At 73.9% G+C, this 20,701-nt stretch carries 18 protein-coding genes and 1 pseudogene; 10 read left to right on the top strand and 9 right to left on the bottom strand.

Translation table 11 applies throughout. The features are described from left to right. The first annotated feature begins 26 nt into the window (after positions 1-26). Positions 27-821, top strand: a complete 795-nt coding sequence (locus tag IF37_RS0123770) for a hypothetical protein (protein WP_253915831.1) — start codon at positions 27-29, stop codon at positions 819-821. Between the two features lie 107 nt (positions 822-928). Here IF37_RS0123770 and hutH read toward each other — a convergent pair whose 3' ends face one another. The 3 genes from hutH to IF37_RS0123755 form a co-directional block, all read right to left on the bottom strand. Then, a complete protein-coding gene (gene hutH, locus IF37_RS0123765; protein ID WP_030745952.1) occupies positions 929-2,467 on the bottom strand; it encodes a histidine ammonia-lyase in 1,539 nt (512 codons plus the stop codon). Between the two features lie 136 nt (positions 2,468-2,603). Further along, complete coding sequence (locus IF37_RS0123760) at positions 2,604-3,746, bottom strand: GGDEF domain-containing protein (protein WP_030745950.1); 1,143 nt, start codon at positions 3,744-3,746, stop codon at positions 2,604-2,606. 111 nt (positions 3,747-3,857) lie between these two features. Next, the gene (locus tag IF37_RS0123755) at positions 3,858-4,652 is read right to left on the bottom strand and encodes an enoyl-CoA hydratase/isomerase family protein (protein ID WP_030745948.1); all 795 of its coding nucleotides are present in this window, start codon (positions 4,650-4,652) and stop codon (positions 3,858-3,860) included. Positions 4,653-4,843: 191 nt separating this feature from the next. Between IF37_RS0123755 and IF37_RS0123750 the strand changes: the two genes are divergently transcribed. Further along, entirely contained in the window at positions 4,844-5,503 is a 660-nt protein-coding gene (locus tag IF37_RS0123750) for a hypothetical protein (protein WP_106981840.1), read from the top strand. Here IF37_RS0123750 and IF37_RS0123745 read toward each other — a convergent pair. Both IF37_RS0123745 and IF37_RS0123740 read right to left on the bottom strand, forming a co-directional pair. Further along, positions 5,500-6,624 carry an adenylate/guanylate cyclase domain-containing protein gene (locus IF37_RS0123745; protein ID WP_030745943.1) on the bottom strand — a complete coding sequence of 375 codons (1,125 nt, stop codon included), beginning with the start codon at positions 6,622-6,624 and terminating at the stop codon, positions 5,500-5,502. The two genes, IF37_RS0123750 and IF37_RS0123745, sit on opposite strands and share 4 nt — an antisense overlap. A 381-nt stretch (positions 6,625-7,005) precedes the next feature. Continuing rightward, positions 7,006-7,866 (bottom strand): biotin--[acetyl-CoA-carboxylase] ligase, encoded by an 861-nt coding sequence (locus tag IF37_RS0123740; RefSeq protein ID WP_030745940.1) that lies wholly within the window; start codon positions 7,864-7,866, stop codon positions 7,006-7,008. Positions 7,867-7,976: 110 nt separating this feature from the next. On the opposite strand from IF37_RS0123740, the gene IF37_RS0123735 reads away from it, so the two are divergent. From IF37_RS0123735 to IF37_RS0123720, 4 genes are all read left to right on the top strand, one after another. Continuing rightward, on the top strand, positions 7,977-9,590 hold the full coding sequence (locus IF37_RS0123735) for an acyl-CoA carboxylase subunit beta (RefSeq protein ID WP_030745937.1): 1,614 nt from the start codon (positions 7,977-7,979) through the stop codon (positions 9,588-9,590). Positions 9,591-9,613: 23 nt separating this feature from the next. Continuing rightward, positions 9,614-9,823: an acyl-CoA carboxylase epsilon subunit gene (locus IF37_RS0123730; protein WP_030745934.1), complete on the top strand. Its 210-nt coding sequence runs from the start codon at positions 9,614-9,616 to the stop codon at positions 9,821-9,823. A gap of 68 nt (positions 9,824-9,891) precedes the next feature. Then, on the top strand, positions 9,892-10,020 hold the full coding sequence (gene mmpB / locus IF37_RS46410; RefSeq protein ID WP_106981839.1) for a morphogenic membrane protein MmpB: 129 nt from the start codon (positions 9,892-9,894) through the stop codon (positions 10,018-10,020). A 32-nt stretch (positions 10,021-10,052) separates the two neighbouring features. Next, positions 10,053-10,670 carry a nucleoside triphosphate pyrophosphatase gene (locus tag IF37_RS0123720; RefSeq protein WP_030745930.1) on the top strand — a complete coding sequence of 206 codons (618 nt, stop codon included), beginning with the start codon at positions 10,053-10,055 and terminating at the stop codon, positions 10,668-10,670. Here the strand turns inward: IF37_RS0123720 and IF37_RS0123715 are convergent. Next, the gene (locus tag IF37_RS0123715) at positions 10,642-11,229 is read right to left on the bottom strand and encodes a hypothetical protein (protein WP_253915830.1); all 588 of its coding nucleotides are present in this window, start codon (positions 11,227-11,229) and stop codon (positions 10,642-10,644) included. The two genes, IF37_RS0123720 and IF37_RS0123715, sit on opposite strands and share 29 nt — an antisense overlap. Positions 11,230-11,593: 364 nt before the next feature. On the opposite strand from IF37_RS0123715, the gene IF37_RS0123710 reads away from it, so the two are divergent. Further along, on the top strand, positions 11,594-13,366 hold the full coding sequence (locus IF37_RS0123710) for a biotin carboxylase N-terminal domain-containing protein (RefSeq protein WP_030745924.1): 1,773 nt from the start codon (positions 11,594-11,596) through the stop codon (positions 13,364-13,366). A 659-nt stretch (positions 13,367-14,025) separates the two neighbouring features. On the opposite strand, the gene IF37_RS0123705 is transcribed toward IF37_RS0123710, so the two are convergent. Both IF37_RS0123705 and IF37_RS0123700 read right to left on the bottom strand, forming a co-directional pair. After that, on the bottom strand, positions 14,026-14,970 hold the full coding sequence (locus tag IF37_RS0123705; RefSeq protein ID WP_079165851.1) for a DeoR/GlpR family DNA-binding transcription regulator: 945 nt from the start codon (positions 14,968-14,970) through the stop codon (positions 14,026-14,028). A gap of 166 nt (positions 14,971-15,136) precedes the next feature. Next, complete coding sequence (locus tag IF37_RS0123700; protein ID WP_030745918.1) at positions 15,137-16,585, bottom strand: NAD(P)H-quinone dehydrogenase; 1,449 nt, start codon at positions 16,583-16,585, stop codon at positions 15,137-15,139. A 105-nt stretch (positions 16,586-16,690) separates the two neighbouring features. Here IF37_RS0123700 and IF37_RS0123695 point away from each other — a divergent pair, with 105 nt between their 5' ends. From IF37_RS0123695 to IF37_RS0123685, 3 genes are all read left to right on the top strand, one after another. After that, complete coding sequence (locus IF37_RS0123695; protein WP_030745915.1) at positions 16,691-17,128, top strand: gamma-glutamylcyclotransferase; 438 nt, start codon at positions 16,691-16,693, stop codon at positions 17,126-17,128. Between the two features lie 146 nt (positions 17,129-17,274). Further along, complete coding sequence (locus tag IF37_RS0123690) at positions 17,275-18,099, top strand: purine-nucleoside phosphorylase (protein WP_030745912.1); 825 nt, start codon at positions 17,275-17,277, stop codon at positions 18,097-18,099. A 157-nt stretch (positions 18,100-18,256) separates the two neighbouring features. Further along, entirely contained in the window at positions 18,257-19,903 is a 1,647-nt protein-coding gene (locus IF37_RS0123685) for a phospho-sugar mutase (RefSeq protein ID WP_030745909.1), read from the top strand. A gap of 553 nt (positions 19,904-20,456) precedes the next feature. On the opposite strand, the pseudogene IF37_RS0123680 reads toward IF37_RS0123685, so the two are convergent. Beyond that, positions 20,457-20,701 (bottom strand): annotated as a pseudogene (locus IF37_RS0123680) (PH domain-containing protein); the annotation flags it as partial.

The following is a 20,701-nucleotide window of genomic DNA, read 5'->3' as shown; positions in this document are numbered from 1 at the left end:
TTTGACGGCCCGCACATAGTTCGCCCATGAAGAGATCATCGGGTGTGCGACTGTGCGCCACCGCTGCTGTGAGTGCGCTGTCGCTCGCCCTCGTCACGGGCTGTGGCGACCAGGAGGCGAACGACTCCGGGTCCGGCTCGGGCAAGGACGCGGCGAAGCCGGCCGCGAAGGCGCTGAGCGCCGCCGAGTTGGAGAAGCTGATCATCGCCAAGGGCGAGGTGCCCGGCTTCAAGGTGGGTCCCGTCGAGGGCGGCCTCCCCGACCGGAGCAAGGTCAAGTCCGAGGACGCCAAGTGCGACCCGGTGCTCCAGGCGTTCACCGGCATCGCGCCCGGCGCCCCGGCGGCGCACACCAGCCGCATGGCCACGCAGGACAAGAAGGCCCCCACGGACGACGCGACGTCCCTGGACGACATGACCGACGGCAAGTTCGAGGACGCGATCAACAAGTCCATGGACCTGGACGTCACCGTGGTCACCCTGGCCTCGTACGACGGGGACGGCGCCGAGCGGGCGCTGACGTCGGTCACCGACGCGGTCAAGGCCTGCTCCGCCGGCTTCTCCGGCGAGCAGGACGGTGAGAAGGGCAAGTTCACCAAGGTCACCGAGGAGAAGTCCGTCGGCACCGGTGACGCGTCGGTGGCCTTCACCGCGACCAACGACGCGGGCAAGGACGGCGCGCTGCCGCTGCACGCCGAGGTGGTGCGGCACGGCAACACCCTGGCGACGTACACCACGATCAACATCGGCGCGATGATGACCAAGAAGTCCTACACGGTCTCCGCTCCGGTGGTGAAGGCCCAGGCCGCCAAGCTGAAGTGACGTTTCATCGGTGACGACGACGGGGCCCCGGCAGCGGTCGCTGCCGGGGCCCCGTCGCGTTCACCGCGGCGGGCCGGTGCCGCTCACCGGAGCGGGCCGGTCGGCGTTCACCGGAGCGGGCCGGTGACCTTCTCCACGGCCGTCACCAGGTGCCCGCCGCGCACGAACGCGTCGGCGGCGGCCAGGTCGGGGGCGAGGAACCGGTCCGGGCCCGGACCCGCCACGCCCGCGGCGCGCACGGCCTCGATCACGGCCCGGGAGGCGGGCGCCGGGGTCAGGCCCTCGCGCAGCTCGACGGCGCGGGTGGCCGCGTACAGCTCGATGGCGATGATCCGGGTGAGGTTGTCCACGGCGGTGCGCAGCTTGCGCGCGGCCGACCAGCCCATGGACACGTGGTCCTCCTGCATCGCGGAGGACGGGATGGAGTCCGCGGAGGCCGGTACGGCGAGCCGCTTCATCTCGCTGACCAGCGCCGCCTGCGTGTACTGGGCGATCATCAGGCCGGAGTCCACGCCGGCGTCGTCGGCGAGGAACGGCGGCAGGCCGTGGCTGCGGTTCTTGTCCAGCAGCCGGTCGGTACGGCGCTCGGCGATGGAGCCGAGGTCGGCGGCGGCGATGGCGAGGAAGTCCAGGACGTAGGCGACGGGCGCCCCGTGGAAGTTGCCGTTGGACTCCACGCGCCCGTCGGGCAGGACGACCGGGTTGTCGACGGCGGAGGCCAGCTCGCGCTCGGCGACCATGCGGGCGTGCGCGATCGTGTCGCGCCCGGCGCCGGCGACCTGGGGGGCGCAGCGCACGGAGTAGGCGTCCTGGACGCGCGGGGCGTCGTCCTGGTGGTGCCCGGTGAGTCCGGACCCCTTCAGCACGGCGAGCATGTTGGCGGCGCTGGCGCCCTGCCCCGGGTGCGGGCGGATGGCGTGCAGCTCGGGCGCGAGGACCTTGTCGGTGCCGAGCAGCCCTTCCAGGCTGAGGGCGGCGGTGACGTCGGCGGACTTGTACAGGGTGTCCAGGTCGGCGAGGGCCATGACCAGCATGCCGAGCATGCCGTCCGTGCCGTTGAGCAGGGCCAGGCCCTCCTTCTCGCGCAGCTCGACCGGCTGGATGCCGTGCTCGGCGAGCAGTTCGCCGGCGGGCCGGACGCGCCCGTCGGGGCCCTCGGCCTCCCCCTCGCCCATGAGCGTCAGCGCGCAGTGGGACAGCGGGGCGAGGTCGCCGGAGCAGCCGAGGGAGCCGTACTCGTGCACGACCGGGGTGATCCCGGCGTTCAGCACGTCGGCCATGGTCTGCGCGACCTCGGGCCGGACCCCGGTGTGTCCCGAGCAGACGGTCTTCAGGCGCAGGAACATCAGGGCCCGTACGACCTCGCGCTCCACCCGGGGGCCCATGCCGGCGGCGTGCGAGCGGACGATGTTGCGCTGTAGCTGGGCGCGCAGCTCCGGGCTGATGTGCCGGGTCGCCAGGGCGCCGAAGCCGGTGGAGACGCCGTAGACCGGGTCGGGCTTGGCCGCCAGCGCTTCCACGATCTCCCGGGCCGCCGCGAGGGCCGCCACCGCCTCCGCCGACAGTTCGATGCGGGCACCGCCGCGCGCCACGGCGAGAACGTCGGACGCCGTGACACCGGACGTCCCCACCACCACAGTGTGCATATCCATATTCAGGAGCGTACGCAGTGAATGTGGCGGTGTCACTAGTGGGGGCCGCGGTCACCCCTTACCCCGCGGTGTGGGCTTCGCCTCACGGCGGGCGTCCCTGGTCGCCTCACGGCGGGCGCCCCCGGACGCCTCACGGCAGGCGCCCGCGGAACCGGCGCCGTTCGGCGCGCGAGGGCGGCGGCTCGTCGGCCAGCCGGACGACCGGGTCGTCCGGGCCCTCCCGGCCGGCCAGCACCGGACGGTCCAGGCGCATCGCCTTGGCCCGGTACTGGGCAGCGTCCGCGAGCCGGAACAGCCGCCGGGCGTCGCCCACCTCGCCGATCGGCTCCTCGGTCGAGGCGACCCCGCACGCGACCCCCTCCCCCAGCTCCAACTCCCCCGCCCGGCGGCACAGTTCGTCCGCCGCCTTCAGTACGTCACCGACGGGCGGCCCGACCGCGAGCAGACAGAACTCGTCCCCGCCGAGCCGCGCGGCCAGCGCGCCCGGCACCATCGCGCCGCACAGCGACAGCACCGAGCCGAAGCGTTCCAGGAGGCGGTCGCCGACGGCGTGCCCGAGGGTGTCGTTGACCCGTTTGAGCCCGTTGAGGTCACAGACGACGAGACTGACGGCCACGCCCTCCGCGCGGTGCCGCTCGACGGCCTCCTCCAGGCACACGTCCACGGCACGCCGGTTGGCGAGGCCGGTGAGGGCGTCGGTGTACGCGAGCCGGCGGGCCTCCTCCAGCCGCTCGGTCTGCGCTATGCCCGCGGCGACGACGGCGGCGAGCACGGTGGCGAAGTCGGAGTCGGCCCGCGCGAACACCGGCGCGCCGCCCTCGCGCGCCACGTACAGCTCGCCCCAGGCCCGGCCGTGCAGCACGACGGGGGCGACGACACAGCAGCCGCGGCCCCGGCGGCGCAGGGCGGCGACCCGCTGGTGGAGGTAGCCGGGGGTGCCGGCGGACGCGCCCACGGCCGTCTCCACCCAGGCGTTGGGACCGCCGCCCCCGGCCCACCGCTCGTGCAGGAACTCGGTGATCTCCGGGAACTGGTGCACCGGATACGTCTCGTCCTCCGGGAACTCCTCCTCGTCCGGGGCGCGGTCCCCCACGTTGGCGAGGACCCGGAGCCGGCCCAGCTCGCGCTCCCACACCGACAGCGCGGCGAAACTGCCGTCCAGCGCGTGGCAGGCGCCCAGGGCGGCGGCCCGCCAGCACTCCCGGGGGGTGTGCGCCGCCGCCATGCCCTGGGCCAGCGCCACGACCGCGATCAGCCGTTTGTCCTCACCCATTACTCCAGGTTAGGGAGGAATGTGATGGTTCGGGATGTCGGAGCGGCGATCAGGTGGCGCCCCCGTCGACACCGCGCGGCGCCACGGACCGGCGCCGGGTACGGGCGGCCCTCACTCCCCCGGCCACTGAGGCGTGCGCTTCTCGTTGAAGGCCGCCACACCCTCGGCCCGGTCGCCGGAGAACGCCACCGAACGCCAGGCCGCGTCCTCGACCTCCAGACCGGCCCGCAGGTCCAGGCCATGGCCCAGCCGCAGCGCCCGCTTGGCGGCACGCAGTCCGACCGGCGAGTTCCGGGCGATCCGGGCGGCGAGCGCCAGCGCCTCCTCCCGGTCGCGGCCCTCGTCCACCAGCTGGTCGACCAGGCCCAGCTCCGCCGCCTCCGCCGCCGCCACCCGGCGCGCGGAGAAGATCAGCTCGGCGGCCCGCGCCGCGCCGACCCGGCGGGGCAGCAGCTGGGTGCCGCCGCCGCCCGGGATCACGCCCACGGACACCTCCGGCAGCCCCACCACGGCCGTAGGGTCGGCCACGATCAGGTCGCAGGACAGCGCCAGCTCGAACCCTCCGCCCAGCGCGAAGCCGTGCACCGCCGCGATCGTCGGCATCGGCAGCTCCAGCACCCCGGTGTACGCCGCCCGCGCCACCGGCCGCTGCCGGACGAGGTCGGCGTCGGTGAAGGAGTTCCGCTCCTTCAGGTCGGCCCCGACGCAGAACGCCCGTTCGTGCGACGAGGTCAGGACGGTCACCCGGGCCGCGGGGTCGCCGGCGAGCGCCGCGCACGCGCCCGCGAGGGAGCGGGCCAGCTCCGTGGAGACGGCGTTCATCGCCTTGGGCCGGTCCAGCACCAGCTCCGCGACGTGCCCGTGCCGCCGCACCAGCACGAACTCCCCGAACCGCTCCTCGCTCATGACACCCTCCGGTTAACGCGGGTTAACTGACTGCCGGTCCGATCATCGCAGTCGTACCCGGTTCCGGGAAACCCCGGGAGGCTACGCCCGTTCGAGTGACATCCCGGCCGTCTCCCCGCACACCGCCCACACGGACGCATAGCGTGCCTCCGCCGTGGCGCGTCCCGGGCGCGCGGCGGGGAGGGGAACCCATGCCATCGACACGTGTGCCGACATCCGCACCGATACCCGCGCCGTCCGGTGCGGAGCCCGCGCCGGGCGTACGGCGCGGGCGGCACCGCAAGCCGCGGTCCCGGCGGGTGCTGCTCGTCGCGGGCGGCCTCGCACTGGCCGCCGGCCTGCTCAGCCTGGTCCGGGTCGCCCCGGAGCCGGGCGCAGGCACGCCCGGCACGGCGGCGGCCGAGCCCCGGCCCGGCCCGCCCGGCAGGGCCCCGGGCCGTGCACCGGACACCGCCGCCACCCTCGCCGCCGCCCCGACCGCACGGCCCTCGGCGACCTCCGTCACGGGCGGCACAAGCCCCGCCCCGGCACCCGCCGGGACCTCGGCGTCGAAGGCTCCGGCGTCCGGGACACCGGCCGGGGGCACCGCCGTACCGACCGCGGCTCTTCCGACCGCGGTACCGACGGGCCGCCCCGCCCCCACCACGGCCCCGCGGACGCCCGGCCGCACGGCGCGGCCCACGCCGAAGAGATCCGCCACGCCCCCGCCCCCGACGCCCCCGGCACCGACCCGGACCCCGGCACCGGACCCGGGCACGGCGGCACCCGCACCGGGCCAGCTGTGCGTACCGGTGATCGCCCTGTGCGTGGACCTGCCCGGCGCGACGGGCAGGAGGAAGTCCCCTGGCTAGAGCCGGCCGTCGCGACGGGCGAGCAGCCACGGCTCGACCACGCCGAGCCCGCGCACCGGGCGCTGCCACATCGGCTGGAGCGCGAAGCGGTAGGCGGGCGGCTCCTCGCCCTCCTTCTCGGCCGCCGCGGCGGCCTCCGCCGCCTCCGCCTCCGAGACGGGCGCCTCACCGCTGCGGATCAGCTCCTCGGCGAAGGCGCTGTCCACCAGGACGGCGTCCCGGGGAGCTATGGACGTCAGCCGGGAGGCCAGGTTGACCGTCGTGCCGAACACGTCGCCCATGCGCGTGGTGACCGTGCCGAACGCCATGCCGACCCGCAGCTCGGGCATCGTCTCGTCGTTCGACAGCGTCTCCACCAGCCGCAGCGCGATGTCCGCGGCGACACCGGCGTCGTCCGCCGCGTACAGCACCTCGTCGCCGAGGGTCTTGATGAGCCGGCCGCCGCGCGCGGCCACCAGGTCGGCGGCGGTCGTCTCGAACGCCTCGACCAGCTCGCCCAGCTCCTCCTCCTCCATCCGGCGGGTCAGCCGCGTGAACCCCACCAGGTCGGCGAAGCCGACGGCGAGCCGCCGGTCGACCATCTCCTCGTCGTCCGCCGACTGCACGACCCGTCCGGCCGAGGCGGCGAGCTGCCGCCGCCACACGTAGACCAGGAACTCCTCCAGCTCGGGCAGGAGCAGTTCGACGATCGGGTACGTCACCTCGGTGCGGGTCATCCCGGGCTCGGGCGGCTCGGTCAGGCCCTCCAGGAAGGAATCCATCTGCCACTCGGCCAACCGGGCGGTGGTCTGCCCCGTGGACCGGGCCACCTGCACGGCCATCGCCTCGCTGAGCAGGCCCGCCTCGACCAGACCGGCGAGCCGGCGCAGGGCGAGCACGTCGGCCTCCGTCAGCGCCTTGGCCTGTCCGATGTCCGCGAACCCCATGGCCCGCCAGAACCGGGACGCCAGTTCCATGGAGACGCCCGCGCTGCGGGCGGCCTGGAACGGGGTGTAGCGGCGCTCGGCGCCCAGGATGAGCTGTTCGAGCCGCAGGGCCAACGGGTTGTCGCCGTTGTCGGGGGCGTCGGGGTCCACCCGGCCGTCCCCGTCAGCGCCGGAGCCCGTGTCGTCGACGGTCACGCCTGCTGCCCTTCCGATCTGCCGCGGTCAGGTATCGACCGGCCTCAACTCTACGGCAGATGTGCGCCAGCTCACTCCGTCGGGTCGGGCCGGCGGCCCGCCTCCCGGCACCGGCCGGGCGGGCGGGCGTCCTGCCCGGTTTCCGGCATCGGTCCAGGTCGGAGGCGTGCCGACGGTCGCCGGGCACCGGCCCCGGAACCGGCCGCGCGGCCCCCGCGCCCCGGAGAGGGCTACGCCGCACCGTGATCCCCCGAGCGGGCCGCACCCGGTCCGCCGGACACGACCGCGCAGGCTCCCCGAGCTCCCCACGCCCTCGTGCCGCGCGCGGGTCGCGGACCCCGCGGGTCCCGCACGCTTCACCGGTCGCATGAGCGGCCTCCGTCACGCGGGCCGCAGGTGCACGATGTCCCCCGCCCCCACCGGCTCCTGCACCCCGTCCTCCGTGGCGATGATCAGGCGCCCGTCCCCGTCGAGGGCCACGGCCTCCCCGACCACCGCCCGGTCGCCCGGCAACTCCGCCCGCACCACCCGGCCCAGCGTCGCGCAGCCCGCCGTGTACGTCTCCAGGAGACCGCCGGCCGCCGGGTCGCCGGCGGCGGCCCGCCACTGCCCGTACCAGTCCTCAAGCGACCGCAGCACCGCCCGCAGCAGCGGGTCCCGGTCCGTGCCCACCGCCCCGGCCAGCGCCAGGGAGCCGGCCTGCGGCACCGGCAGCTCGTCCGCCCGCAGGCTGACGTTGACGCCCACGCCGACCACGACACCGTCCTCGCCGGCCCGCTCGGCGAGGATGCCGCCGGCCTTGCGCTCCTGGCCGTCGACGGTGACCAGCAGGTCGTTCGGCCACTTCAGCGCCGTGTCGACGCCCGCCGCCCGCGCCAGCCCGGTCGCCACCGCCACACCCGTCAGCAGCGGCAGCCACCCCCAGCGCGCCACCGGCACCCCGGCGGGCTTCAGCAGGACCGAGAAGAACAGTCCCGACCGCGGCGGCGCGGTCCACCGGCGGTCCAGCCGGCCGCGCCCGGCCGTCTGCTCCTCCGCGATCAGCACCGCGCCCTCCTCGGCCTCCCCGGCGGCGGCCCGCGCGGCGAGGTCGGAGTTGGTGGAACCGGTCCGCTGCACCACCTCGATGTCGCGGTACAGCCCTCCCTCGCGGACCAGCCCGCGCCGCAGCGCGGCGACGTTCAGGGGCGGGCGGTCCAGGTCGGACCAGCGGCTGTTGTCTGATGGATTCTGCGGCGTCATGCAAGCCACCCTAGGTGTGGTAAACGACGCACTGCTGATCCGTGGGGCCGCCACTACTCTACGGATGAGTAACCGTCCCCCCTTTTGAGCAGGCAGGGAGCCGCATCCCGATGTCCGAGCCGGAAGAGCGTCACGAGATCCCAGAGATCGACATCCACACGACCGCGGGGAAGCTCGCGGATCTCCAGCGCCGCATCGACGAGGCGACGCACGCCGGCTCGGAGCGCGCCGTCGAGAAGCAGCACGCCAAGGGCAAGCTGACGGCCCGTGAGCGGATCGAACTGCTCCTCGACGAGGGCTCGTTCGTCGAGCTGGACGAGTTCGCCCGGCACCGGTCGACCCACTTCGGGCTGGAGCGGAACCGCCCGTACGGCGACGGTGTCGTCACCGGCTACGGCACCGTCGACGGCCGCCCGGTCGCCGTGTTCTCGCAGGACTTCACCGTCTTCGGCGGCGCCCTCGGCGAGGTCTACGGCCAGAAGATCGTCAAGGTCATGGACTTCGCGCTGAAGACCGGCTGCCCGGTGATCGGCATCAACGACTCCGGCGGCGCCCGGATCCAGGAGGGTGTCGCCTCCCTCGGGGCGTACGGCGAGATCTTCCGCCGCAACACCCACGCCTCCGGTGTCGTCCCGCAGATCAGCCTGGTCGTCGGCCCGTGCGCGGGCGGCGCGGTCTACTCCCCGGCGATCACCGACTTCACGGTCATGGTCGACCAGACCTCGCACATGTTCATCACCGGCCCGGACGTCATCAAGACGGTCACCGGCGAGGACGTCGGCTTCGAGGAGCTGGGCGGCGCCCGCACCCACAACTCGGTCTCCGGCGTGGCCCACCACATGGCGGGGGACGAGAAGGACGCCATCGAGTACATCAAGCAGCTGCTGTCGTACCTGCCGTCCAACAACCTCTCCGAGCCCCCGGTCTTCCCGGAGGAGGCCGACCTCGCCGTCAGCGACGAGGACCGCGAGCTGGACACGCTGGTGCCGGACAGCGCCAACCAGCCGTACGACATCCGCACGGTGGTCGAGCACGTGCTGGACGACGCCGAGTTCTTCGAGACGCAGGCGCTGTTCGCGCCGAACATCGTCACCGGCTTCGGCCGGGTCGAGGGCCGCCCGGTCGGCGTCGTCGCCAACCAGCCGATGCAGTTCGCCGGCTGCCTGGACATCGACGCCTCCGAGAAGGCCGCCCGGTTCGTGCGCACCTGCGACGCCTTCAACGTCCCGGTGCTGACCTTCGTGGACGTGCCCGGGTTCCTGCCGGGCGTCGGCCAGGAGCACGAGGGCATCATCCGGCGCGGCGCCAAGCTGATCTACGCCTACGCCGAGGCCACCGTCCCGCTGATCACCGTCATCACCCGCAAGGCGTTCGGCGGCGCCTACGACGTCATGGGCTCCAAGCACCTGGGTGCCGACCTCAACCTCGCCTGGCCCACCGCGCAGATCGCCGTCATGGGCGCGCAGGGCGCGGTGAACATCCTGCACCGGCGCACCCTCGCGGAGGCGGAGGCCGGCGGGGAGGACGTGGAGGCGGTGCGCGCCCGGCTGATCCGGGAGTACGAGGACACCCTGCTCAACCCCTACGTCGCGGCCGAGCGCGGCTACGTCGACGCGGTGATCATGCCGTCCGACACCCGTGCGCACATCGTCCGCGGTCTGCGCCAGCTGCGCACCAAGCGGGAGTCGCTGCCGCCGAAGAAGCACGGCAACATCCCCCTGTAGGCCCGCCGACCCTGGGAGCGGTCATGAACATCAAGGTCGTACGAGGCAATCCGACCCCGGAGGAGCTGGCCGCCGCACTGGCGGTGGTCCGCGCCCGCGCCGCGGCGGCCGCGGTCCGGCCGTCCGGCGCTCAGGGCCCGCGGGACGCCTGGTCGGACCCGTCCCGGATCGCCGCGGCCCGCGTCCCCCGGCCGGGCCCGGCCTCCTGGACCCGCACCTACTGGCCGGGGTGACCGACACGGGTGCCGATTTGAGTACGCCTACTCAGGCACCCCGCCCGTCCCGGCCGCACGCTGGTGACATGCTGTGGTCAGACCCCGAGAACGAGCCGCCGAAGGAACTGCGCGACGCGCAGGACATGCTGCGGCGGCTCGGCCTCCTCGTGGCGCTCGCCATGGTGCTGATCATGATCGTCATCGGCCTGAGGTGAGCCTCGCGGCACGCGCTGACTAACCTGGCCGCATGACCGCAACGCGCCGCAGGCGACTCGTGCTCGCCTCCCAGTCCCCGGCCCGGCTGGGCCTGCTCCGGCAGGCCGGTCTCGCCCCCGAAGTCATCGTGAGCGGCGTCGACGAGGACGCCGTCACCGCGCCCACCCCGGCGGAGCTGGCGCTCGCCCTGGCCGAGGCGAAGGCGTCCGTGGTGGCGGCCCGGCCGGAGGTGCAGGGCGCCCTGGTGATCGGCTGCGACTCGGTGCTGGAGCTGGACGGGCGGGCGCTCGGCAAGCCGGCCGACGCCGAGGAGGCCACCGCCCGCTGGAAGAGCATGCGCGGGCGGGCCGGTGTGCTCCAGACGGGCCACTGCGTGTGGGACACGGAGGCCAAGCGGTACGTGTCGGCGACCGCCTCCACCGTGGTCCGGTTCGGCGACCCGAGCGACGCCGAGATCGCCGCCTACGTGGCCTCCGGGGAGCCCCTCCACGTCGCCGGCGCCTTCACCCTGGACGGCCGTTCGGCGCCGTTCATCGAGGGCATCGACGGCGACCACGGCAACGTGATCGGCATCAGCCTCCCCCTGCTCCGCCGGCTCCTGTCGGAACTGGGCGTGGGCATCACGGAGTTGTGGGCGCCGGAACGGTGATCCCGGCGGGGGCGGAGTCCCGCGGCTCGTCGTCCCCGTCCCGCGGCTCCTCCGTACGGCTCGCCGGCGCGGCCGGGCCGGCGGCGGGCACCGCGCCCGGTTCCGTCCGCGCCGCCGGACCGGCGCCCGACCCGGGCGCGCCGCCGGGGGCCCGGCGCCCCGGGCCGCCCGCACGGTCGTACGTCATCAGGAGCAGCACGATCAGCCCGAGCACGACGACCATGAACAGGAACGCCGGCCAGCCGACCAGGCCCCAGGCGAACGCGCCGAGCAGGCCGTGCACCACGGCGGCGCTGATCAGCAGGACGCGGCCGAAACCGGCCGGGGCGCGGTCCCGTACCGCGACGAGCACGGCCACCAGCGCGCACAGGACGAAGTAGAGCCCGAAGAGGACTCCGCCGACCTTCGAGGACGTCGCCATAACGTCGGGGTCGAGGCCGGCCAGGGACATCTTCTGCCGGCCCACGACCACCCCGAGGAACCAGTTCAGCGCAGCGACGACGACCGCCTCCGCGAGGAGGACCACCGCCACGACCCCTGCCACCGGTCTGCGTACCACCGGTCCCCACCCACTCTCACGCCGACGGCCTGTTACCTCAGGTACGTTCCGGACAGCGCAGACGCTACTAACGGGTAAACCCAGGGACAAGGGTTCGGGCGGCAGCAAAGAATCATTGGGCCATTCGTAGGGACTCGACAAAGAATCAGAGTGGGCCGCAGCACGCTCTCACAGAGACCTTGACCACATGACAGGGCTAGGGTTTTCCGCAGGAGTCCTGCGTACCGAGGTACGACATGGGCTTTCTCGGGTCGAGCGAGCCTCGTATCACGCTCCGTGTGGGCAAGCTCACCATTGGGGACGGGTCGAAGTGCCGTGTCGGCAGTCCCTAAACTCGGCTTGTTTCAAGGAGGGAGCCTCAATCGTGCGCAAGGTGCTCATCGCCAACCGTGGCGAAATCGCTGTCCGCGTGGCCCGGGCCTGCCGGGACGCCGGGATCGCGAGCGTGGCCGTATACGCCGACCCGGACCGGGACGCTCTGCATGTCCGCGCCGCGGATGAGGCGTTCGCCCTGGGCGGTGACACCCCGGCCACCAGTTACCTGGTCATCGACAAGATCCTGAACGCGGCGCGCGAGTCCGGCGCGGACGCCGTACACCCCGGCTACGGCTTTCTCTCGGAGAACGCCGAGTTCGCGCAGGCCGTCCTGGACGCCGGCCTGACCTGGATCGGCCCGCCGCCGCAGGCCATCCGCGACCTGGGTGACAAGGTCGCCGCCCGGCACATCGCCCAGCGCGCCGGCGCCCCGCTGGTGGCCGGCACGCCCGACCCGGTCTCCGGCGCCGACGAGGTCGTGGCGTTCGCCGAGGAGCACGGCCTGCCGATCGCCATCAAGGCCGCCTTCGGTGGTGGCGGCCGTGGTCTGAAGGTCGCCCGCACCCTCGAAGAGGTCCCGGAGCTGTACGACTCCGCCGTCCGTGAGGCGGTGGCCGCGTTCGGCCGCGGCGAGTGCTTCGTCGAGCGCTACCTGGACCGGCCCCGCCACGTCGAGACCCAGTGCCTGGCCGACAAGCACGGCAACGTGGTCGTGGTCTCCACCCGTGACTGCTCGCTCCAGCGCCGCCACCAGAAGCTGGTGGAGGAGGCCCCGGCGCCGTTCCTCTCCGAGGAGCAGGTCGCCGAGCTGTACCGCGCCTCGAAGGCCATCCTGAAGGAGGCCGGCTACGAGGGCGCCGGCACCTGTGAGTTCCTGGTCGGCCAGGACGGCACGATCTCCTTCCTGGAGGTCAACACCCGGCTCCAGGTCGAGCACCCGGTGACCGAGGAGGTCGCCGGCGTCGACCTGGTCCGCGAGATGTTCCGCATCGCCGACGGCGAGGAGCTGGGCTACGGCGACCCGGTGCTGCGCGGTCACTCGTTCGAGTTCCGCATCAACGGCGAGGACCCGGGCCGCAACTTCCTCCCGGCCCCCGGCACGGTGACCCGGTTCGACGCGCCCTCCGGCCCCGGCGTCCGCCTGGACGCGGGCGTGGAGGCCGGCAGCGTGATCGGCCCCGCCTGGGACTCGCTGCTCGCCAAGCTGATCGTGACCGGCCGCACCCGCAAGGAGGCGCTGGAGCGGGCCGCGCGTGCCCTGGACGAGTTCCAGGTGGAGGGCATGGCCACGGCCATCCCGTTCCACCGCGCGGTCGTCCGGGACACGGCGTTCGCCCCGGAGCTGACCGGCTCGGCGGATCCCTTCACGGTCCACACCCGCTGGATCGAGACCGAGTTCGTCAACGAGATCAAGCCGTTCGCCGCCCCGGCCGACGTCGAGGCGGAGGAGGACGGCGGCCGCGAGACGGTCGTGGTCGAGGTCGGCGGCAAGCGCCTTGAGGTCTCCCTGCCGGCGTCGCTGGGCATGAGCCTGGCCCGCACGGGTCTGGCGGCCGGCGCCAAGCCGAAGCGCCGCGCGGCGAAGAAGTCGGGCCCGGTCGCCTCCGGCGACACCCTCGCCTCGCCGATGCAGGGCACGATCGTGAAGATCGCCGTCGAGGAGGGCCAGGAGGTCCAGGAAGGCGACCTGGTCGTCGTCCTGGAGGCCATGAAGATGGAGCAGCCCCTCAACGCCCACAAGGCGGGCACCATCAAGGGCCTGACCGCCGACGTCGGCGCGTCCATCACCTCGGGCGCGGCGATCTGCGAGATCAAGGACTGACCCGCCCCGCACGACAGCGCGTCGGCCCCCGGCACACCCGCCGGGGGCCGACGCCGTTCCCGGCCGACGCCGTCACTCGACCGACGGCGATTCCGGGCCGACGGCATCACTCGGCCGACCGGGGGCGCGGCGCGGGCGCCGGGGCACGGTCACGGAAGAGGACGAAAGCCCCTTGAGGGCGCGCGTAAGGCGGGCGGCGAGAACCGCACGGACACGCGTGACACAGCGGGGACGACTCCGCACGAGCACGCGGAACGCAGCGGCGAGAACCCCGCGCAGGCGCGCGGGAGGCAGCGAGGACAACCCCGCACGGCCACCCGGAACGCAGCGCAGGCACCGGCACGGACACGGACTCGGACTCGGCGGCGAAACCCCCGAAGGGCGCGCGGGAGGCAGCGGGGACAGCCCCGCCTGGGCGCACGGCAGGCAGCAGCGCAAGCCCCGCACGGGCGGCGTGCCTGTCGCAAAAGGCCCCGGCGCTGCGGCGGACACCGCGGCGGAGGCTCCGGCGAGAGCCAACGCGGCAGAAACCCGGCGAGGGGCAAGGCGGCGGAGCCCCCCGGCGTGAGGGTGGGTGAGGGCGCGCGGGCCCGTGGCCCGTCTCCCCGCGGGCCATCGGCCGGGCCCCACACCCGGTGGGCGCCGTCCGGTGGGGGCGGTCAGCGGCGGCGCAGGTCCGCGACCCGGCCCCGGTCGGCTCCCGCGGGCTCTCCCAGTCCCGCGGCGGAGCGCAGGGCCGTGGCACCCGGTACATGACCCCTGCGCGGTCCCGGCAGGGGAGTACGGCGGCCCGCCGGGACCTGGTCACCCCCCGGGTTCCCGCTCGCCCCCGCAACGGCGATCTGCACGCCCTGGTCGGCGAGCGCCTGCAACTCCGTACCGGCGCGGTCGTCGTGGGCCGGCGGTTCGTCGGTGACCAGCCGGGTGATCAGGTCCGTCGGCACGGTCTGGAACATCGTGTCGGTGCCGAGCTTGGTGTGGTCGGCGAGGACCACCACCTCCGCGGCGGCCTGGACGAGGGCCCGGTCGACGGACGCCGAGAGCATGTTGGAGGTGGACAGGCCGCGTTCGGCCGTCAGACCGCTCCCGGAGAGGAAGGCCCTGGAGACGCGCAGCCCCTGGAGGGACTGTTCGGCGCCGGAGCCGACGAGGGCGTAGTTGGAACCGCGCAGGGTGCCCCCGGTCATCACCACCTCCACCCGGTTGGCGTGGGCCAACGCCTGGGCCACCAGGAGGGAGTTGGTGACGACCGTCAGGCCCGGCACGCGCGCGAGGCGGCGGGCCAGCTCCTGCGTGGTCGTACCGGCCCCGACCACGATGGCCTCGCCCTCTTCGACGAGGCCCGCGGCGAGATCGGCGATCGCCGTCTTCTCGGCGGTCGCGAGGTGGGACTTCTGCGGGAAGCCCGACTCGCGCGTGAAGCCGCCCGGGAGGACGGCACCGCCGTGCCGACGGTCGAGGAGTCCTTCTGCCTCCAGTGCGCGCACGTCCCGTCGTACGGTCACTTCGGAGGTCTGGACGACTCGGGCGAGTTCACGGAGCGACACGGCACCGTTCGCTCGCACCATTTCGAGGATCAATTGGCGACGTTCAGCAGCGAACACGAAACTGACAGTAACCCCAGCGACCGTCTGCTTTCAGCAGTTTGCGGCGAATAGCAGAAGTTGTTCGCAGGGCGGGGCGGGAGGTGATATAGACCCCATCCGCCCCGACCAAGCCGCCCGCGCCCGCCGCGAACCCCCGTGACCAGGGGAGAGCCGGCGGCGGCCGTCAGGCCTCCGCGCTCGCCTTGCGGGTGTGCAACTGCCGGGCGACCTCAGCGATCGACCCCGAAAGGGAGGGGTACACCGTGAAGGCGTTCGCGATCTGTTCGACCGTCAGATTGTTGTCGACGGCGATCGAGATGGGGTGGATCAGTTCCGAGGCGCGCGGGGCCACGACCACACCGCCGACGACGATCCCGGTGCCCGGCCGGGAGAAGATCTTCACGAAGCCGTCCCGGATGCCCTGCATCTTGGCGCGCGGGTTGCGCAGCAGGGGCAGCTTGACGACCCGGGCGTCGATCTTGCCCGCGTCCACGTCCGCCTGGGTGTAGCCGACCGTCGCGATCTCGGGGTCGGTGAAGACGTTGGAGGAGACCGCCTTCAGGTTCAGCGGGGCCACCGCGTCGCCGAGGAAGTGGTACATGGCGATGCGCCCCTGCATGGCGGCGACGGACGCGAGGGCGAAGACACCGGTCACGTCACCGGCCGCGTAGACGCCGGGGGCGGTGGTCCGCGAGACCTTGTCGGTCCAGATGTGGCCCGAGTCGCGCAGCTTGACGCCGGCCTCCTCCAGGCCGAGCCCCGCGCTGTTCGGGACGGCGCCGACGGCCATCAGGCAGTGCGAGCCGGTGATGACCCGGCCGTCGGCCAGCGTCACCTCGACCCTGTCGCCGACGCGCTTGGCGGACTGCGCGCGGGAGCGGGCCATCACGTTCATGCCACGGCGCCGGAAGACGTCCTCCAGCACGGCCGCGGCGTCCGGGTCCTCGCCGGGCAGCACCCGGTCCCGGGAGGAGACCAGGGTGACCCGGGAGCCCAGGGCCTGGTAGGCGCCGGCGAACTCGGCACCGGTGACGCCGGAGCCGACCACGATCAGCTCTTCCGGCAGCTCGGTGAGGTCGTAGACCTGGGTCCAGTTCAGGATGCGCTCGCCGTCGGGCTGGGCGTCGGGCAGCTCGCGCGGGTGACCGCCGGTGGCGATGAGGACGGCGTCGGCGGTGAGGGTCTCCTCGGTGCCGTCGGCGGCCGTGACGACGACCTTCCGGGACCCGTCCAGGGCCTGCATGCCGTCCAGCCGGCCGCGCCCGCGCATGACCCGGGCACCGGCGCGCGTGACGGACGCGGTGATGTCGTGCGACTGGGCGAGCGCCAGGCGCTTCACCCGGCGGTTGACCTTGCCGAGGTCCACCCCGACCACCCGGGCCGTCTGCTCCAGCGGCGGGGTGTCGTCGGCGACGATGATGCCCAGCTCCTCGTAGGAGGAGTCGAAGGTGGTCATCACCTCGGCCGTAGCGATAAGGGTCTTCGACGGCACGCAGTCGGTCAGCACCGACGCCCCGCCCAGACCGTCGCAGTCGACGACGGTCACCTCCGCGCCGAGCTGAGCGGCGACCAGCGCCGCTTCGTATCCGCCGGGTCCGCCACCGATGATCACGATCCGAGTCACGTATTCCATTGTCCCGCACGCTTCAACGTGCCACGGCCCGGGGCGCCACCGGCGCCATCGGTGTCACTCCCGGGACGCCCGGGACGCATGGTGCGGCTGCCGTACCCTCTGTGCATGTCGCTCTATGCCGCGTACGCCGGCAACCTCGACGCGCGCCTGATGTCCCGCCGCGCCCCGCACTCGCCGCTGCGCGCCACCGGCTGGCTGAACGGCTGGCGGCTGACCTTCGGCGGCGAGCAGCTGAGCTGGGAGGGCGCGCTGGCGACGATCGTCGAGGACCCGCTGGCCCAGGTCTTCGTCGGGTTGTACGACATCGCGCCCATGGACGAGGAGTCGCTCGACCGGTGGGAGGGCGCGGGACTCGACCTCTACCGGCGGGTGCGCGTGCGCGTGCACACCCTGGACGGCGAGGAGTCCGCCTGGACGTACGTCCTCGACAGCTACGAGGGCGGGCTGCCGTCGGCGCGCTACCTGGGCGAGATCGCCGACGCGGCGGAGTCGGCCGGGGCGCCGCACGACTATGTGATGGAGCTGCGCAAGCGCCCCTGCTGAACCGGCCCGCCACGCCGGTCCGCCCCGCCCTCGCGCGGCTTTCCTCCGCTTTCGGCCCCCGTTGTGGGAAACGACAAGGCAACGAAAGCAATCCCGTGAGGTCTGTCATCTACGCGCGTAGGCGAGAACCGGCTACCCTCATCGGCGTGAACGCATCTCTTCTTCCGGACGACATCCAGGGCGACCCGTACGCCGCCGCCGACGCCGCCGCCGCGCGCCTGCGCGCCCTCACCGGCGCCGAGACCCACGACGTCGCCCTCGTGATGGGCTCCGGCTGGGCTCCGGCCGTCGACGCCCTGGGCGCGCCCGACGCCGAGTTCCAGGTCACCGAGCTGCCCGGCTTCCCGCCGCCGGCCGTCGAGGGGCACGGCGGCAAGGTCCGCTCGTACTCCTTCGGTGACAAGCGGGCCCTGGTCTTCCTGGGCCGCACCCACTACTACGAGGGCCGCGGTGTCGCCGCCGTGGCGCACGGCGTGCGCACCGCCGTCGCCGCCGGCTGCAAGACCGTGGTCCTCACCAACGGCTGCGGCGGCCTGCGCGAGGGCATGCGCCCCGGCCAGCCGGTGCTGATCAGCGACCACATCAACCTCACCGCGACCTCCCCGATCGTCGGCGCCAACTTCGTCGACCTGACGGACCTGTACTCGCCGCGCCTGCGCGCCCTGTGCAAGGAGATCGACCCCACGCTGGAGGAGGGCGTCTACGCCCAGTTCCCCGGCCCGCACTACGAGACCCCGGCCGAGATCCGCATGGCCCGGGTCATCGGCGCGGACCTGGTCGGCATGTCGACGGTGCTGGAAGCGATCGCCGCGCGCGAGGCGGGCGCCGAGGTGCTGGGCATCTCCCTGGTCACCAACCTCGCCGCGGGGATGACCGGCGAGCCCCTCAACCACGAGGAGGTCCTCCAGGCCGGCCGCGACTCGGCGGCCCGGATGGGCGAGCTGCTCGGCCGGGTGCTGGGCAAGCTGTAGCGGACCCCGGGCGCTGCCGCGCCGGTGACGGACCCCCGCGCCCGCCCCTCGACCGACGCGGCGGGGCGGACGGGCGGAGGGGGCCGGTGGCGGAGTCCCGCCATCCGGGGGCCGAGCCCCCAGTGGAGCAGGAAAACACGGAGAGGTTGATCCCACGGTGCACGACGATCTCATCGGCAAGGCCGAGACCTGGCTCGCGGAGGACCCGGACCAGGAGACCCGCGACGAACTGGCCAAGCTGATCGCCGCCGGTGACACGGAGGAGCTGGCCGCCCGCTTCGCCGGCACCCTCCAGTTCGGCACCGCGGGCCTGCGCGGCGAACTGGGCGCCGGCCCGATGCGCATGAACCGCAGCGTCGTCATCCGCGCCGCCGCCGGCCTCGCCGCGTACCTGAAGGAGAACGGCACCCCGCACGGGGGCGACGACGCCGGACTCGTCGTCATCGGCTACGACGCCCGCCACAAGTCCGCCGACTTCGCCCGGGACACCGCCGCCGTGATGACGGGCGCCGGTCTGCGCGCCGCCGTGCTCCCCCGCCCGCTGCCCACGCCCGTCCTGGCGTTCGCCATACGGCACCTGGGCGCGGTCGCCGGCGTGGAGGTCACCGCCAGCCACAACCCGCCCCGGGACAACGGCTACAAGGTGTACCTCGGCGACGGCTCCCAGATCGTGCCGCCCGCCGACGCGGGGATCGCCGCCGGGATCGACGCCATCGCCTCCCTGCACGACGTGCCGCGCCCGGAGTCCGGCTGGGAGGTCCTGGACGACTCGGTCCTGGACGCCTATCTGGCCCGTACGGACGCCGTCCTGTCCGCCGGTTCCCCGCGCACCGCCCGCACGGTCTACACGGCCATGCACGGCGTCGGCCGGGACGTCCTGCTGGCCGCCTTCGCCCGCGCCGGGTTCCCGGAGCCGGTGCTGGTCGCCGAGCAGGCCGACCCGGACCCGGACTTCCCCACGGTCGCGTTCCCGAACCCGGAGGAGCCGGGCGCGATGGACCTGGCGTTCGCGCGGGCCCGCGCCACCGGCCCGGACCTGGTCATCGCCAACGACCCGGACGCCGACCGCTGCGCGGTGGCGGTCGAGGACGGCGGCGACTGGCGGATGCTGCGCGGCGACGAGGTCGGCGCGCTGCTCGCCGCCCACCTGGTCCGCCGGGGCGTGACCGGCACCTTCGCCGAGTCGATCGTCTCGTCCTCGCTGCTCGGGCGGATCGCCGCGAAGGCGGGGCTGGCGTACGAGGAGACCCTGACCGGCTTCAAGTGGATCGCCCGCGTGGACGGTCTGCGCTACGGCTACGAGGAGGCCCTCGGCTACTGCGTGGACCCCGAGGGCGTGCGCGACAAGGACGGCATCACCGCCGCGCTGCTGATCACCGAGCTGGCGTCCGCGCTGAAGGAGGAGGGCCGCACCCTCCTGGACCTGCTCGACGACCTCGCCGTGGAGCACGGCCTGCACGCCACCGACCAGCTCTCGGTGCGCGTCCAGGACCTCTCCCTGATCGCCGACGCGATGCGCCGGCTGCGCGAGCGGCCGCCGACGGAACTGGCGGGCCTGCCCGTCACCCGGGCCGAGGACCTGACCCGGGGCACGGACACGCTGCCGCCCACCGACGGCCTGCGCTACACCCTCGACGGCGCCCGGGTCATCGTCCGCCCGAGCGGCACCGAGCCCAAGCTGAAGTGCTACCTGGAGGTCGTCGTACCGGTCGCCGACCGGACCGGCCTGCCGGCCGCGCGCGCCCGCGCGACCGAGCTGCTGGCGGCCGTCAAGCGGGACCTGTCGGCGGCGGCCGGCATCTGAGGCGTACGGCACGGAGTCCACGCACGGAACGGGGCGCCCCTCCCGGGGCGCCCCGTTCCGTCGTACCCGGGCGCCGGACCGTACGCCCGGCGCGCTCCGGCCCCTCCGGGTGAGGCGTCGGGGCACGGCGCCGACCGTCGGAACACGGCACCGGCAGTCGGAATGCGGACCGACGACGAAGCGACCGACCGAAACGCGCGGCCCCGTCCCCACGGCCGGAGCACCGGGCGGGCGGGCAGGCGAGCGGCGCACGGCCCCCGCGTACGCCACACACAGCGGAACGGCCCGCGCACACCGCACCCCCAGGGCCCGGGCGAGCGGGCGAGCGGGCAGCCCACAGTCCCGGCGTACGCCACACACCGCGGAACGGCCCGCGGACACCGCACCCCCGCCCCGCGCGCCACACCCCCACGACCCGGGCACCGGACGGGCGATCAGGCGATCAGGCAGCCAAGCGGCCAAGCGGCCCACGGTCCCCCACCCACGCCGCGCATCCCGGAACGGCCCGCGCACACCACGCCCCGCGGTCACACTCCGCCCCCGCGCCGGGGCCTCAGCCCACGGCCAGCAGGATCGCCAGCAGCACCGCCCCGGCGACGGCCGGCGCGGCCACCTCGTAGGCCCAGCGCACGGTGACCTCGCCCTGCGCCGGCCCGCCGGCCTCCCCGTGGCGCTCCAGGATGTCGCGCAGGTCGTCCATCACCTTGTCGGTCTCGGCGCGGACCGGACCGGTCTCCGCGCCGTGCGCGCCGAACCCGCCCAGACCGCCCAGGCCCCCCGTGCCGAACCCGCCGAGCC

The sequence above is a fragment of the Streptomyces sp. NRRL S-31 genome (assembly GCF_000718775.1).
Classification (GTDB): Bacteria; Actinomycetota; Actinomycetes; order Streptomycetales; family Streptomycetaceae; genus Streptomyces.
The sequence above is the reverse complement of the archived record's forward strand: the minus strand, read 5'-3'. Positions and strand labels throughout refer to the sequence as shown.

Coding starts and splice junctions, on each gene's coding strand:
- IF37_RS0123770 (WP_253915831.1), top strand. CDS start 27: ATGAAGAGATCATCGGGTGTGCGACTGTGCGCCACCGCTGCTGTGAGT.
- hutH (WP_030745952.1), bottom strand. CDS start 2,467: ATGCACACTGTGGTGGTGGGGACGTCCGGTGTCACGGCGTCCGACGTT.
- IF37_RS0123760 (WP_030745950.1), bottom strand. CDS start 3,746: ATGGGTGAGGACAAACGGCTGATCGCGGTCGTGGCGCTGGCCCAGGGC.
- IF37_RS0123755 (WP_030745948.1), bottom strand. CDS start 4,652: ATGAGCGAGGAGCGGTTCGGGGAGTTCGTGCTGGTGCGGCGGCACGGG.
- IF37_RS0123750 (WP_106981840.1), top strand. CDS start 4,844: ATGCCATCGACACGTGTGCCGACATCCGCACCGATACCCGCGCCGTCC.
- IF37_RS0123740 (WP_030745940.1), bottom strand. CDS start 7,866: ATGACGCCGCAGAATCCATCAGACAACAGCCGCTGGTCCGACCTGGAC.
- IF37_RS0123735 (WP_030745937.1), top strand. CDS start 7,977: ATGTCCGAGCCGGAAGAGCGTCACGAGATCCCAGAGATCGACATCCAC.
- IF37_RS0123730 (WP_030745934.1), top strand. CDS start 9,614: ATGAACATCAAGGTCGTACGAGGCAATCCGACCCCGGAGGAGCTGGCC.
- mmpB (WP_106981839.1), top strand. CDS start 9,892: ATGCTGTGGTCAGACCCCGAGAACGAGCCGCCGAAGGAACTGCGCGAC.
- IF37_RS0123720 (WP_030745930.1), top strand. CDS start 10,053: ATGACCGCAACGCGCCGCAGGCGACTCGTGCTCGCCTCCCAGTCCCCG.
- IF37_RS0123700 (WP_030745918.1), bottom strand. CDS start 16,585: ATGGAATACGTGACTCGGATCGTGATCATCGGTGGCGGACCCGGCGGA.
- IF37_RS0123695 (WP_030745915.1), top strand. CDS start 16,691: ATGTCGCTCTATGCCGCGTACGCCGGCAACCTCGACGCGCGCCTGATG.